General features: G+C 61.3%; 16 protein-coding genes. 4 read left to right on the top strand and 12 right to left on the bottom strand.

Features of this window, described 5'->3' with window-relative positions:
• The first annotated feature begins 70 nt into the window (after nt 1–70).
• The gene (locus tag K9857_RS18030) at nt 71–1,183 is read left to right on the top strand and encodes a succinylglutamate desuccinylase/aspartoacylase family protein (RefSeq protein ID WP_224537959.1); all 1,113 of its coding nucleotides are present in this window, start codon (nt 71–73) and stop codon (nt 1,181–1,183) included.
• 180 nt (nt 1,184–1,363) lie between these two features.
• Nucleotides 1,364–2,080 carry an alpha/beta hydrolase gene (locus tag K9857_RS18025; RefSeq protein ID WP_224537957.1) on the top strand — a complete coding sequence of 239 codons (717 nt, stop codon included), beginning with the start codon at nt 1,364–1,366 and terminating at the stop codon, nt 2,078–2,080.
• 3 nt (nt 2,081–2,083) lie between these two features.
• On the opposite strand, the gene K9857_RS18020 is transcribed toward K9857_RS18025, so the two are convergent.
• The 8 genes from K9857_RS18020 to K9857_RS17985 all read right to left on the bottom strand — a co-directional run bounded on the left by K9857_RS18020 (nt 2,084) and on the right by K9857_RS17985 (nt 6,866).
• Complete coding sequence (locus K9857_RS18020; RefSeq protein WP_175380229.1) at nt 2,084–2,647, bottom strand: hypothetical protein; 564 nt, start codon at nt 2,645–2,647, stop codon at nt 2,084–2,086.
• A gap of 91 nt (nt 2,648–2,738) precedes the next feature.
• A complete protein-coding gene (locus K9857_RS18015) occupies nt 2,739–3,227 on the bottom strand; it encodes an RES family NAD+ phosphorylase (protein ID WP_224537955.1) in 489 nt (162 codons plus the stop codon).
• Complete coding sequence (locus K9857_RS18010) at nt 3,224–3,682, bottom strand: antitoxin Xre/MbcA/ParS toxin-binding domain-containing protein (RefSeq protein WP_224537953.1); 459 nt, start codon at nt 3,680–3,682, stop codon at nt 3,224–3,226. Before K9857_RS18010 ends, K9857_RS18015 begins: the two co-directional genes overlap by 4 nt.
• 570 nt (nt 3,683–4,252) lie before the next feature.
• Nucleotides 4,253–4,582, bottom strand: a complete 330-nt coding sequence (locus K9857_RS18005) for a type II toxin-antitoxin system RelE/ParE family toxin (RefSeq protein WP_263487909.1) — start codon at nt 4,580–4,582, stop codon at nt 4,253–4,255.
• The gene (locus tag K9857_RS18000; RefSeq protein ID WP_224537950.1) at nt 4,512–4,706 is read right to left on the bottom strand and encodes a stability determinant; all 195 of its coding nucleotides are present in this window, start codon (nt 4,704–4,706) and stop codon (nt 4,512–4,514) included. The genes K9857_RS18005 and K9857_RS18000 overlap by 71 nt, the downstream gene beginning before the upstream one ends.
• Before the next feature lie 243 nt (nt 4,707–4,949).
• Entirely contained in the window at nt 4,950–5,276 is a 327-nt protein-coding gene (locus K9857_RS17995; RefSeq protein WP_224537948.1) for a putative quinol monooxygenase, read from the bottom strand.
• A 31-nt stretch (nt 5,277–5,307) separates the two neighbouring features.
• Nucleotides 5,308–5,979 (bottom strand): glutathione S-transferase family protein, encoded by a 672-nt coding sequence (locus K9857_RS17990; RefSeq protein WP_224537947.1) that lies wholly within the window; start codon nt 5,977–5,979, stop codon nt 5,308–5,310.
• A gap of 110 nt (nt 5,980–6,089) precedes the next feature.
• Nucleotides 6,090–6,866: a hypothetical protein gene (locus K9857_RS17985; protein WP_224537945.1), complete on the bottom strand. Its 777-nt coding sequence runs from the start codon at nt 6,864–6,866 to the stop codon at nt 6,090–6,092.
• A 275-nt stretch (nt 6,867–7,141) separates the two neighbouring features.
• Here K9857_RS17985 and K9857_RS17980 point away from each other — a divergent pair, with 275 nt between their 5' ends.
• Nucleotides 7,142–8,461 (top strand): Nramp family divalent metal transporter, encoded by a 1,320-nt coding sequence (locus K9857_RS17980; protein WP_224537943.1) that lies wholly within the window; start codon nt 7,142–7,144, stop codon nt 8,459–8,461.
• A gap of 221 nt (nt 8,462–8,682) precedes the next feature.
• Here K9857_RS17980 and K9857_RS17975 read toward each other — a convergent pair whose 3' ends face one another.
• Genes K9857_RS17975 through K9857_RS17965 form a run of 3 tightly spaced genes read right to left on the bottom strand, consistent with a single transcriptional unit; the run spans nt 8,683 to nt 11,276 of the window.
• On the bottom strand, nt 8,683–9,864 hold the full coding sequence (locus K9857_RS17975; RefSeq protein WP_224537942.1) for an acetyl-CoA C-acetyltransferase: 1,182 nt from the start codon (nt 9,862–9,864) through the stop codon (nt 8,683–8,685).
• An 11-nt stretch (nt 9,865–9,875) separates the two neighbouring features.
• The gene (locus K9857_RS17970; RefSeq protein WP_017338016.1) at nt 9,876–10,541 is read right to left on the bottom strand and encodes a CoA transferase subunit B; all 666 of its coding nucleotides are present in this window, start codon (nt 10,539–10,541) and stop codon (nt 9,876–9,878) included.
• Nucleotides 10,542–10,577: 36 nt separating this feature from the next.
• The gene (locus K9857_RS17965; RefSeq protein ID WP_224537940.1) at nt 10,578–11,276 is read right to left on the bottom strand and encodes a CoA transferase subunit A; all 699 of its coding nucleotides are present in this window, start codon (nt 11,274–11,276) and stop codon (nt 10,578–10,580) included.
• A 174-nt stretch (nt 11,277–11,450) separates the two neighbouring features.
• On the opposite strand from K9857_RS17965, the gene K9857_RS17960 reads away from it, so the two are divergent.
• Nucleotides 11,451–12,353: a LysR family transcriptional regulator gene (locus K9857_RS17960; RefSeq protein WP_224537938.1), complete on the top strand. Its 903-nt coding sequence runs from the start codon at nt 11,451–11,453 to the stop codon at nt 12,351–12,353.
• A gap of 234 nt (nt 12,354–12,587) precedes the next feature.
• Here K9857_RS17960 and K9857_RS17955 read toward each other — a convergent pair whose 3' ends face one another.
• Nucleotides 12,588–13,448 carry an NAD-dependent protein deacetylase gene (locus K9857_RS17955; RefSeq protein WP_224537937.1) on the bottom strand — a complete coding sequence of 287 codons (861 nt, stop codon included), beginning with the start codon at nt 13,446–13,448 and terminating at the stop codon, nt 12,588–12,590.
• Nucleotides 13,449–13,571 lie beyond the last annotated feature (123 nt).

Below are 13,571 nucleotides of genomic sequence, written 5' to 3'. Positions count from 1 at the left end.
CCACCGCTTTCGCGAGCAGGCTCGCTCCCACAGGTGATCTCACCGATTTCCAGTATTCAGGAGTTCCCCCATGCAACGCATCGACCACCCTCTGCCCTGGAGCCATCTGGGCACCGAGCGCACCCTCAGCGTATTTCGCTACGGCAGCGGCACTCGCAAGGTCTACATCCAGGCCAGCCTGCACGCCGATGAACTGCCGGGCATGCGTACCGCCTGGGAACTGAAAAAACGCCTGGCCGAGCTGGAAAGCCAGAGCCAGTTGCAGGGCGTGATCGAACTGGTGCCGGTGGCCAACCCCATCGGTCTCGACCAGCATCTGCAAGGCAGTCACATGGGCCGTTTCGAGCTCGGTAGTGGCAAGAACTTCAATCGCGCATTCGTCGAACTCAGCGCCCCGGTGGGGCAGTTGATTGGGGATCGTCTGGGCAACGATGCCGAGGCCAACATCGCGCTGATCCGCCAGACCATGGGCCAGGTGCTCGACGATCTGCCAGCTCCGGCCTCTCAGCTGGAAGCCATGCATCGCCTGTTGCTGCGCCATGCCTGCGACGCCGACATCACTCTTGACCTGCATTGCGACTTCGACGCGGCGATCCACGTCTACGCCTTGCCCCAGCACTGGCCGCAATGGCAGTCCCTGGCGGCGCGCCTGAAAGCCGGCGTGGCATTGCTGTGCGAGGACTCCGGTGGCAGTTCCTTCGACGAGTCCTGCTCTTCGCCATGGCTGCGCCTGGCCCGGGCGTTCCCCAACGCTGCGATTCCACCGGCCAACCTGGCAACCACCCTGGAACTGGGCAGCATGGGTGACACCCGCGTAGATCAGGCCCAGGCCAACTGCGAGGCGATTCTGGGCTTTCTCGCCGAACAGGGATTCATCGCTGGCGACTGGCCGGCAGCGCCGCAAGAGTGCTGCGAAGGCATGCCGTTCGAGGGCACCGAATATCTCTTCGCACCGCACCACGGCGTGGTCAGCTTCCTGCGCGAAGCCGGTGAGTGGGTGGAGAAGGGCGACGCCCTGTTCGAAGTGGTCGACCCGCTGAACGACAAGGTCACCACCGTGCGGGCGGGCACCAGCGGCGTGCTGTTTGCGATCGATCGCGGGCGCTATACCCAGCCGGGGACGTGGCAGGCGAAAGTGGCGGGGCGTCAGCCGATTCGGGCGGGCAAGCTGATCAACGACTGATCGGCTTCAACTGTAGGAGCGAGCATGCTCGCGATGGACGTCAACGATAACGCTGGCAGCCTGACACCCCGCGATGTCTGTTCTTCCATCGCGAGCATGCTCGCTCCTGCAGGGGGAGTGCACAGGCGCTGAGAGGTGTTAGGCTCAGCCCCGAATCCTGCGCACTGTGAAGGAAGGCTCATGCTGAAATTTCTGGCTCTGCTCACGCTGCTGGCGTCCGCCGCTGTCCACGCCCAAACCCCGCTGCAAACTGATCTGCCGCTCAAGTACCTTGAACAGACCACCCCCGATTCCCGCGACCAGCCCCTGGTGATTTTCCTCCACGGTTACGGCAGTAACGAGCGGGATCTGTTCGGCATTAAGGATGAACTGCCCGCGTCCTACACCTACCTGTCGGTACGGGCGCCGATGGTGTTGGAGGAGGGCAGTTATCAGTGGTTTCGCAAGAAGGGCGAGGGTGCCTACAACGGAGAGACCGATGATCTGAAGACCAGCGGCCAGTTGCTGCTGGATTTCATCGCGAAGGCGGCGCAGAAGTATCACACCAACCCGGACAAGGTGTACCTGGTGGGGTTCAGCCAGGGCGCGATCATGTCCTATGAAGTCGCCCTGCGCCAACCCGAAGCGGTGGGCGGGATCGCCGCCTTGAGCGGACGGATTCTGCCGGTGCTCAAGTCCGAATTGAAACCGGATGAAAAACGCCAGTCGCTGGCGATTTTCATCGGTCATGGCACCGCGGATAAACGCCTGCCGTTCAGCGACGGCACCGAAGCCAACAGCCTGTTGCAGAGCGTGTCACTGGAACCGGAGTTTCACGCCTATCAGGGTGTCGGCCACAACATCAGTGCCGAAGAACTTCAGGACCTGAGCGCCTGGTTGCAACGCCTCAATCCCTGAAACCTATTTGCCGCTGACGATCTGCTTGATCAGCGTCTCGTGGGCCGCCATGTCGCCAGGGCGGGAAATGACCTGAATCACCGTCATGTGGGTGCCGGAAGCGGCCATCAGCGTGGTGTTGAGGGTCATGCCGCCACCCTGGGTGGCGGTGCTGTCGACCTGACGCACACCCAGGCCGCTGCCTTTCAGGGTCAGGCTCTTTTCGCTGAGCTTGTTGTAGTCGGGCAATGCCTTGCGCTGCGCCGCATCGAAGTCGGCCACGGTGCCATCGAGAAAGGCGCCGTCGTTGTCCTTCACCGTGGTGCCTTCCGGCAGACTGTTCTGCGCGGCGATCACAACCGTCTTGGTGGTCTCGTTGGCATACATGGTGCCGCTCGCGCCATTGTTGCTCGGCAGCGCATTGGCGACGAAGCCCTTGGGCAGGGTGAAGGTGAATTTGCCGTCGAGCATCGAGACCTTCTGCACCGGCGCCTCCTTGGCCTTGGCCGCCGCCTGCACATTCAGAGCCCCCAAAGTGGCAGTCGCCGCCAGCAGCAGGGCAACGGCTTTTTTACTCAACAGTGACATTCGAAAATCTCCAGGGATGGTTGCGCGATGGGGGGGCGATCATCCCATGGAGGTTTGATGTGTTCCAGCGTGGGCTTACGGATGGAGCGGTTCACTTGATCAATCGGGTATCGAGACCAAAACGCTCTTGGGAAACCAGTCTGAAGTGGCTTGCGGCCAAATCGCAGCTCACCAGCAGATTCCATGAATGGCGGGTAACCGCGGACGGGATTAATACGAAAGGATGTTCGGTCAGCAATTCATCTGCGAACCGCTGCTGATTGGGCGAGGGTAGGGACGGTACAAGCCAGTTGGGGTTGGGAACGTCCTCTGGCTGGATAACCTTGATGAGGCGGGCGTCGATAATTTCGAAACAGGTCAAAACGTAAGGCACCCGGTCCAGGGTATCGAAGCCGGTGTGCGCTGCGACCTCAAGGATGGCGGTGGATGGATCGGCCGAAGCGTAGATAACCCGGCGTCCGGGTGGGCTCCATCGACCGCCGGTTTGCCGTGAGCCCAGACCGCTGTGCCAGGTTTCCTTGAAGACCTGGCGATCCAGGCGCCATGCATGCCATTTCCCATCCCAGGGCAAAGGGGTCATTGATAGACCCCGTGCTCGATTGCGGTCAGATAATCCTCTACTGCCTGAAAACCCAGCGAATTGCCGACCAGTTCCAGCGGGACATTTCCGTCCAGGTATTTGCAAGGTTTCTTCAGCCAGTCTTCCGCCAACTGCTGGCTGCCGAAAACCTCACTGGCATGTTCCAGAGCTCGCGCGTACTGAAACGCTATGGTGCTCTGCTGCTCGTTCAGTCGAACCGGTCTGGTTTCCTTGGCCAGGCGCTGGACCGTCCTGAGGGATTTGCCCGTTATGCGTTGGACGAGGCCGTACTCCATGTACAACGTTGATGTCGAGAGCATTTCCCTGACGTCGTTGAGGTCAAAGCCTTTCTGTGTGTATCGGATGATTGTCATGCGCGTCTCACCTCTGCGGCCTCGTAACAACACCTCGGTCGGCTTTCTGGTGACGCTCTTCGTCTCGGTCACTGCGGGCATACCGATCACCTCCATGCGACATGTGACGTGATCATGACATCACCTGTCGCGCGCTTGGCAATTAGCGTTTTAGAACAGCGTACTGCGCCACAACGGTCGATCCTTGACGTATGAGGTCGAGCTTCCGGGGTGCTGGTTGGGGCCTTCTGTTGCTTGATTTGGAACGTTGACGCTACGCCTCGAGCTTCCGACGGCCAACCGGAAAATCTTGTGGGACAAATCCTCGATTTTTGGCCATTTGTCCGCCTTTGTAGGACCTCAAAAAACACAAAGCCCTGATGACGAAAGAACCTCCTCGTCACCAGGGCTCGTGCAATCACACTTCCCGCCGTACCGGATAGCGCTTGATAACGTCCAGAAACTCGATCCGGCGTTCGCTGGTCAGCAGCTCCGCCAGCAGCCGCTCGTACTCTTGGCGATAGGGCTTGCTGGCGCCGCTTGCACCATTGTTGCTCGGCAGCGCATTGGCGACGAGACATTCGGAATCTCCAGGGATGGTTGCGCGATGGGGGCGAACATCCCATGGAGGTTTGATGTGTTCCAGCGTGGGCTAACAGGCGGTCGTAAACATCAAGGGTATTCTCGCCTGGCATGTAAAACGGTCAGAATCTCGACATTCCCCATAACCCGGTAAACCACCACATAATTGCGATGCACAACCATTTCCCGAGTGTCGGGGAGTCGGCCAGACCTGTAACAGTAGGGCATGGCGGACAAGCCTTCAGTCGAAGTCACAATCGTACGGTGTAGGGCGTTGGCGGCTTTGGGGTTGTACTGCTCAATGTAATCAATGATGTCGCTCAAGGCGTCGAGAGCCTGATGTTTCCACTCAACAAGCCTCACGACGAGCTTTGCGCTTGTCTTCCAGCATTTGTGCAAGCATAGCCATGGCTTCGTCATGAGGGATGCTTGGTCGCGGATCATCCAGCGAAGCCTGCACCTTGGCGCGGAACCAGCGATCGTAGCTGGCGGCCTGTTCTTGCGTTTCGAACTCGGAAACCATGGGGGAAAGCGGGGTACTCATCGTGACCTCCAGGATCAATGTGCAAGAGTCTAATGGGGATGTGGCTTGCTGTCGCCTCCGCTCGGATGAAGCAGGCCGGCCAAGCTACAGAGCGAATCCTAGACATCCCGCTTCCGACGACCAACCCGAAAAATCTGTGGGACAAATCCTCGATTTTTGGCCATTTGTCCGCCGTTGTAGGACCTCAAAAAACACAAAGCCCTGGTGACGAAAGAAACCTCCTCGTCACCAGGGCTCGTGCAATCACACTTCCCGCCGCACCGGATAGCGCTTGATCACGTCCAGAAACTCGATCCGGCGTTCGCTGGCCAGCAGTTCCGGCAGCAGCCGCTCGTACTCCTGCCGATATGGCTTGCTCAGGTGACGAGCGATGAAATCTTCCTTGCTGCAGTTCCAGGTTTCGTACAGCACCAGCGTGTTCGGATCATCCTGGAGCTGGTGCACCCAGGTATTGATGAAGTCCGGCTCGGCCGACATCTGGTGCACGACGTCCAGCAGGCGTTCGCGGGTTTCGGCGAAGCGTTCGGGTTTGGACGGCAGATAGACGATAAACGCGACTTGCTCACTCATTTAATCACCTCGCAATGCGGGAAGCTGTGGATTACGCCTGGTTTTGCGGGAACAGGTTGCGACGGGTTTCTTCGTCGAATTCGGCTTTGAGCACCAGTTTTTCTTTCAGGCCCAGGGCGCGTTGAGCGGCCGGGCGGGCGCTGACTTCGTCGAACAGACGCTTGACGTTCGGGTAGGCCGCCAGACCGTTTTCGCCGAGGATGTACGGCGCGTAGTTGGCCCAGCCCCAGAGGGCCATGTCGGCAATGCTGTAGCTATCGCCGGCCAAGTACTGATGTTCGGCCAAGCGCTGGTCGAGCACGCGATAGTGGCGTTCGACTTCCTTGAAATAGCGGTTTTTAGCGTAGGGCAAATCTTCCGGCGCGTGATGCAGGAAGTGCACGGCCTGGCCGGAGAAGGGCGACAGGCCGGTGGCGATGAACATCAGCCACGACAGCAGTTCGGCGTTGCCGGCGGCGCTGGTCGGCAGGAAGCGCTGATGCTTTTGCACCAGGTGCAACAGGATCGCCTGGGAGTCGAACACCGTGGCGTCGCCGTCGACCAGCGCCGGCACCTTGGCGTTCGGGTTGATGGCCAGGAAGGCCGGCAGGTGCTGCTCGCCCTTGAAGGTGTCGACGCCGATCAGCTCGTAGGGCGTTTGCAGTTCTTCGAGCAGCAGGGCGACTTTCATCGGGTTCGGCGAAGGGTGGAAAAATAACTTCATAGTGTAGGCCTCAGTCAGTAGTGGGGTAGGAACTGAGGCTGATGTTGAGGGAAACCTGTTCGATTGACGTACGGAGTTGTTGGGCTACTCGTGCGAAATGATCGAATGAGTCATTGAGCCTTGGCCATCGACGGTGCGGGGCGGGCCAGGAGGCGTTTGGTCACGCCGAGCATCGCCACGGACACCGCTACACCAAGAGCAAAAGCGCTCATGCCCATGCTCGGCAGCGCCAATGCCAGCACCAGGCAGAACGCCGAGAACGAGTACATGCCGGTGGCGGTGGCGCGCAGCAGGGCGGCGGTAAATGCCGGGCCACGGGTCTGCTGGGAGAACACCGCCATCACGCTGCCCAGCACCGGGAACACGGCGAGTAGTCCGCTCCAGCGATCGCCGACGGTGCTGGCGAGCAGGGTCACGGCCAGGGTCAGCAGGGCACCGGCGACCATGCGCAGCAGCAATTTGTCGGACTTGGGCGCCGGGCCGGACGAGATCGGTTGAACCGAGGGGAACAGGTACGGCGAGGCCAGCAGGGCGGTGGCGGCGGCGATTACCGAGACCGTCAGCGACGGCGGGATCAGCGACAGCAACACGGCGACCAGCGCCCACACCGACAGCGAAACCGTCAGCGCCATTGGCCATCCCGTGCGTTGCGCGACTTGGGCGTAGGTCACGCAGAAGGAAATCATCGCGAACATCGCCGACAGCGCCGCCAGTGCCGATTGCGCGGCGAACATTTCGCCCTGTTCGATGGCGAGGAAAAACAGAATCGGCCCGACCACCACCGGCAACCCCGACAGCCAACCTGCCACGCTCGGCCCCCAACGCTTGCCCGCCAGGGAAATCAGCAGCAGGAAACCCGGAATCACCAGCAGTTTGAGCATCAGCACGCGTATGTCTCCATTTGTGTCAGGGCTCAACGTTAGCATTGCGAGCGATCAATTGCTCCAAAGGATTCATTGTTTTGTATACAAAAATCTTCCTGTAGGAGCGAAGCTTGCTCGCGAAGACGTCAGCCCTCTGAGTAATTGGCTGTCTGACACACCGCTTTCGCCGGCAAGCCGTGCTCCTACGGGTGTGTGAGTCAATAGCCGATACATAGGGTGTTGCACCCGCTCCGAACCGTCTAATCTGGCCACCTCCCCACCTGTTGATGGACCACCGCGTGAAATTCAGTTTGCCCAAAGTCGGTACCGCACCGTTCTGCCCGCCAGAAGTCGCGGGCAGCGTCGCCGTCGATCCCCGTGCGTCATTTTTCAAACGTGTCCTGCGCTTCGCCGGGCCCGGCTTGCTGGTGTCCATCGGCTACATGGACCCGGGCAACTGGGCGACGGCCATCGAGGCCGGGTCGCGGTTCGGCTACAGCCTGCTGTTCGTGGTGCTGCTGGCGAGCCTGGCGGGGATGGTGGTGCAGTGTTTGTGTTCGCGGCTGGGCATTGCCACCGGGCGCGATCTGGCGCAACTGTGCCGCGAGCGCTATAGCACACGCACGGCGCGCACCCAGTGGGTGCTGGCGGAAATATCGATCATCGCCACCGACCTCGCCGAAGTGCTCGGCTGCGCCTTGGCGTTCCATTTGCTGCTGGGCTGCTCGCTGACCTTCGGCATCGCCCTGACGGCGTTCGACACGTTGTTGGTACTGGCGCTGCAAAACCGTGGCTTCCGTCGTCTGGAAGCAATCATGCTGGTGCTGGTCGCCACCATCGGCGCGTGTTTCTTCGTCGAACTGCTGCTGATCAAACCGTTCTGGCCGGATGTCGCCCGGGGCTTTACCCCGTCATTGTCGGCCATTGCCGACGCCGCGCCGCTGTACCTGGCCATCGGCATTCTAGGTGCGACGGTGATGCCGCATAACCTCTACCTGCACACCTCGATCGTCCAGACACGCCTGATCGGCAAGGACCAGGCCAGCAAGCAGGACGCGGTGAAACTGGCGCGCATCGACACCATCGGCTCCCTGGCCCTGGCGCTGTTGGTCAACGCGGCGATCCTGATCCTCGCGGCCGCTGCGTTTCACAAGACCGGACACACCGACGTGGTCGACATTCAGGACGCCTATCACTTGCTCGATCCCTTGGTGGGCGGGGCGCTGGCCAGCATCCTGTTCGGTGTCGCGCTGCTGGCTTCGGGGCAAAGCTCGACCTTCACCGGCACCATCGCCGGCCAGGTGATCATGGAGGGTTTTCTGAACCTTCGACTGCCGTGCTGGCAGCGGCGCCTGATCACCCGAGGATTGGCGCTGATCCCGGCGTTCATCGGGGTGTGGCTGATGGGGGATGATGCGGTGGGCAAGTTGCTGGTGCTGAGTCAGGTGGTGCTGAGTCTGCAGCTGCCGTTTGCGTTGTATCCGCTGATTCGCATGACTAACGATCACAAGCTCATGGGCGTGTTTGTGAACCGCCTGCCGACGCGGGTGCTGGCGTGGGGGTTATTCGTGGTGATCAGCGGGGCCAATGCCTGGCTGATCCTGCAGTTCGTAGCATGACCCCCTGTAGGAGCGAGCACGCTCGCGATGGTCGTCAACGATAACGCTGGGAACCAGACGCCCCGCGGTGTCTGGTCCACCATCGCGAGCATGCTCGCTCCTACAGGAATCAACAAACCAGAAGGCCAGAAAAAAAGAACCCGGTGTCACCAAAGGTGCACCGGGTGTTTTTCCAGGCTGCGACGGCTCTTCGTGGGTCCCCGCGCAGTCTGTTGAACGCTTTACGCTCGCTCGATCGCCAAAGCCACGCCCTGACCACCACCGATGCACAGTGTGGCGAGGCCTTTCTTGGCATCACGCTTGATCATTTCATGCAGCAGCGTCACCAGCACGCGGCAGCCCGAGGCACCGATGGGGTGGCCGAGGGCGATGGCGCCGCCGTTGACGTTGACCTTGTCCAGATCCCATTCCAGGTCCTTGGCCACGGCCAGCGATTGTGCGGCGAAGGCTTCGTTGGCTTCGATCAGGTCGAGTTGATCGATCGACCAACCCGCCTTGTCCAGGCAACGGCGTGTGGCCGATACCGGGCCGATGCCCATGATCGCCGGGTCCACGCCGGCATTGGCGTAACCGGCGATTTTTGCCAGCACCGGCAAGCCCAGAGCCTTGGCCTTGTCCGCGCTCATCAGGATCACGGCGGCGGCACCGTCGTTGAGCGACGAAGCGTTGCCGGCGGTCACCGAGCCGTCCTTCTTGAAGGCCGGTTTGAGTTTGCCCAGGGATTCGGCGGTGGTGCCGGCCCGCGGTTGCTCGTCGGTGGCGAAGGACAGTGGATCGCCCTTGCGCTGCGGAATCAGGATCGGCGTGATCTCATCGGCAAAACGCCCGGCCTCGATAGCGGCCGTGGCTTTCTGCTGCGAAGCGGCGGCGAAGGCATCCTGCTGCTCGCGGGTGATGCCGTACTTCTCCACCAGGTTCTCGGCGGTGATGCCCATGTGGTAATCGTTGAACGCATCCCACAGGCCATCGCTGATCATGGTGTCGACGATCTGCGAGTGACCCATGCGCAGGCCGGTGCGGGCGCCGGGGATGACGTAGTTGGCCAGGCTCATGCTTTCCTGGCCGCCGGCGATGATCACGTCGGCGTCGCCGCAACGAATGGCCTGGGTGGCCAGATGCAGGGCCTTGAGGCCCGAACCGCAGACCTTGTTCAGGGTCATGGCCGGTACGGCGACCGGCAGGCCGGCCTTGATCGAGGCCTGGCGGGCAGGGTTCTGCCCGGCACCGGCGGTCAATACCTGGCCCATGATCACTTCATCGACTTCGGCCGGGTTCAGGCCGGTTTGCGCCAGCAACTGACGGATCACCGCAGCGCCAAGATCCACCGCGGAAACATTGGCCAGGGCACCCTGGAAGCTGCCGATCGCGGTACGCGTGGCGGCAACAATCACGACTTCTTGCATGGAATGATTCCTCACTGGTCGGCGAACTGCATTTCCGGAACGTGGTCCGGCACGATCAGTTTACCGGCGGTTTTGGCGACGATCTCTTCGACGCTGACACCCGGTGCACGCTCCTTGAGAATGAACGCGCCGTTTTCGATTTCCAGGTACGCCAGGTCCGTCAGCACGCGCTTGATGCAACCGGCGCCGGTCAGCGGCAGGCTGCATTGGGACAGAAGCTTGGACTCACCGTCCTTGGACGCGTGAGTCATGATCACGATGATGTTGTCGGCGCCGGCCACCAGGTCCATCGCACCGCCCATGCCCTTGACCAGCTTGCCGGGGATCATCCACGAAGCGATGTTGCCTTGCACATCCACTTCAAAGGCGCCCAGCACAGTCAGGTCGACATGGCCACCGCGAATCATCGCGAAGGATTCGGCCGAGGAGAAGATCGACGCGCCGATGCGCGCGGTCACGGTCTGCTTGCCGGCGTTGATCATGTCGGCATCGATGGTTTCTTCGGTCGGGAACGGACCCATGCCCAGCAGGCCGTTCTCCGATTGCAGCATGACTTCCATGCCTTCGGGAATGTAGTTGGCGACCAGGGTCGGAATGCCGATGCCCAGGTTCACGTAGAAGCCGTCCTGCATTTCGCGGGCGACGCGCTGAGCCATTTGTTCGCGGGAAAGTGCCATTGTTGTTATTCCTTCATTCGGTCCGGGGGCAGGGGATCACTTGCGTACGGTGCGCTGTTCGATGCGTTTTTCGAAAGTGCCGCAGATGATCCGGTCGACGTAGATGCCAGGGGTGTGGATCTGCGCCGGGTCCAGCTCGCCGGGTTCGACGATTTCTTCGACTTCGACCACGGTGATCTTGCCGGCGGTGGCGGCCAGCGGGTTGAAGTTCTGGGCGGTGTGGCGGTAGACCACGTTACCGAAATGGTCGGCTTTCCAGCCTTTGACGATGGCGAAGTCACCGGTGATGGACTCTTCCATCAGGTACTTGCGGCCATTGAATTCACGTACTTCCTTACCTTCGGCAACCGGGGTGCCGACGCCGGTGGCGGTGAAGAAGGCCGGGATGCCGGCACCGCCTGCGCGCATTTTTTCGGCGAGGGTGCCTTGCGGGGTCAGGATGACTTCGATTTCGCCCTTGAGCAGTTGCTCTTCGAACAGCTTGTTCTCGCCGACGTAGGAGGCGACCACTTTGCTGATCTGGCGGTCGGTCAGCAGTACGCCGAGGCCGAAACCGTCGACGCCGCAGTTGTTGGAGACCACGGTGAGGTCGCGAGTGCCCTTGCGCTTGATCTCGGCGATCAGGTTTTCCGGGATGCCGCACAGACCGAAGCCGCCGGCGATCACAGTCATGCCGTCTTCAAGACCTGCCAGCGCTTCCTCGTAGGAACTCACGCGCTTGTCGAAACCTGCCATATGCACCTCTTTTATTCTTTGTGGGCGGCTGGCTAGCCGTATGGGGTTGAGTGTCTCGCTGTAGGATTTATTTGTTAAGTTGATTTTTAAGGTTGATTGATTGATAAAACTCAATAAATTGCTGCTTCTTACTTGCAGCTTAGAGCTTGTAGCTTACAACTGGAGCGACGCGACATGACCGTTAAGCAGATCCGCGCCTTTCTCGCTGTGGCCCAGAGCCTGAGTTTCGCTGTGGCTTGCGAGCGCCTGCACCTGTCGCAATCGGCCCTGAGCCTGACCATCAAGGCGCTGGAGGAGGGCCTGGGCGGGCGCTTGTTCACCCGCAACACGCGTAACGTGACGCTGACCGCCGAGGGCGAAGCGCTGGTGCCGCTGGCGCGCCGCCTGATTGCCGACTGGGACAATGCCGAGGACGAATTGCGCCAGCGTTTCACCCTGCAGCGCGGCCGCGTGACCCTGGCGGCGATGCCGTCGTTCGCCGGCAACCTGCTGCCGCCGATGCTCAAGACCTTCCGCGCGCGCTATCCGAACGTCAACGTCACGGTCAACGACGTGATCAACGAGCAGGTGCTGGAAATGGTCCGCGATCGCCAGGTGGAATTGGGCGTGGCGTTCGAGCCGACCATGAGTTCTTCGCTGCAATTCACGCCTCTTTATATCGACCGGTTCGTGGCGGTGGTACCTCGGGACTCGGCACTGGCCGATCTGCCGGACATCGACTGGCAGACTTTGCTCAAGGAACCGTTCATCACCCTGCAACGACCGTCGACGGTGCGGGTGATGCTCGAGGAACATTTGCAGGCCCGGGGCATGAAGCTGCCGGTGGAGTTCGAAAGCCATCAACTGGCGACGGTCGGGCGCATGGTCGCCAGCGGGCTGGGTGTGAGTGCCGTACCCGCCTTGTGCGCCGGGCAGATGCGCGAGCTCGGTGCGCGCTGCATCACTCTGCGCGACCCGGTGGTGGAGCGGGCCTTGGGTGTGCTCACCTTGCCTGGGGGAGAGCTGTCGGCAGCGGCGCAGGCGCTGTTCGATGTGCTCAAAGAGGAAAACCTCGCAGAACAACTCTCCCACCCTTGACAACCCTTCTCTCCTGTAGGAGCGAGCCTGCTCGCGATGGTCGTCAACGATAACGCTGGCAGCCTGACGCCCCGCAGTGTCTGGTCCTCCATCGCGAGCAAGCTCGCTCCTACAGTGAACTTCTGCTCGCACGGCACTCGATTTCCTTGTAGGAGCGAAGCTTGCTCGCGAAGGCGGCATAACTGTCGACATCGTTGCCGGATTCATGGGCCTCTTCGCGGGCAAGCCTCGCTCCTACAGGGGATTGGGGGGGCAGGGGTTGAGGCGTTCGGCCAATAGCGGCAAAAGCTGCTCGCACGAGCCTTCGATTTTCAGATCCAGAATGTCATCCGCCCGGGTCTTGCCCAGGTTGATCGCCAGCAACGGCTTGCCCTGATCCGCCACCGCGCGGCACAGGCGAAACGCCGAATAGGCCATCAGCGACGATCCCACCACCAGCAAACCCGCCGCCTTTTCCACGGCTGCCATCGCCTTGGCGGCAGTGACCTGCGCCACGTTCTCGCCGAAAAACACCACGTCAGGTTTCATCCGCTGGCCCGAACAGTGCGGGCAGTGGGGGACCTGGAAGCGTGCTTCGAAGGCGGCATCGAGCAGCGTATCGCCGTCCGGCGCCTGTACCGCGTCGACGCCGGCGAGGTACGGGTTCTGCGCCTCCATCAATTGCTGGATCGAATCGCGTTCGCTGCGTTGGCCGCAGTCCAGGCACAGCACCCGGTGCAGGCTGCCGTGGAGTTCGATCACGTCGTGGCTGCCGGCCTGGTCGTGCAGGGTGTCGACGTTCTGGGTGATCAGGGCGCTGATCCGGCGGCTGCTCTGCAGACGGGCAAGGGTGTCATGGGCCACGTTCGGCCGGGCCTGACGCACCCGCGGCCAGCCGAGCATCGCCCGCGCCCAGTAGCGGCGGCGGGATTCGGGGGCGGAGAGGAATTCCTGATACATCATCGGCTGCCGACCACGCCGTACGCCCTGGTTGTCGCGGTAATCCGGAATGCCCGACGGCGTGCTGATCCCGGCCCCGGTCAGGACCACGAACGGCTCATCGGTCATGAGTTGCAGAAGGCGGTCGAGCTGGTCGTGGATGTGGTGGTCGAGCATGTTCAGCACTCCTTGAGTACACGCAGATTAGCACCGCCACGCCGCACCCTGTAGGAGCGAGCATGCTCGCGATGGAGGATCAGACACCGCGGGGTGTCAGGACGCCAGCGTTATCGTTGGCGT

It is taken from the genome of Pseudomonas sp. REP124 (assembly GCF_020164475.1).
GTDB lineage: Bacteria > Pseudomonadota > Gammaproteobacteria > Pseudomonadales > Pseudomonadaceae > Aquipseudomonas.
The sequence above is the reverse complement of the archived record's forward strand: the minus strand, read 5'-3'. Positions and strand labels throughout refer to the sequence as shown.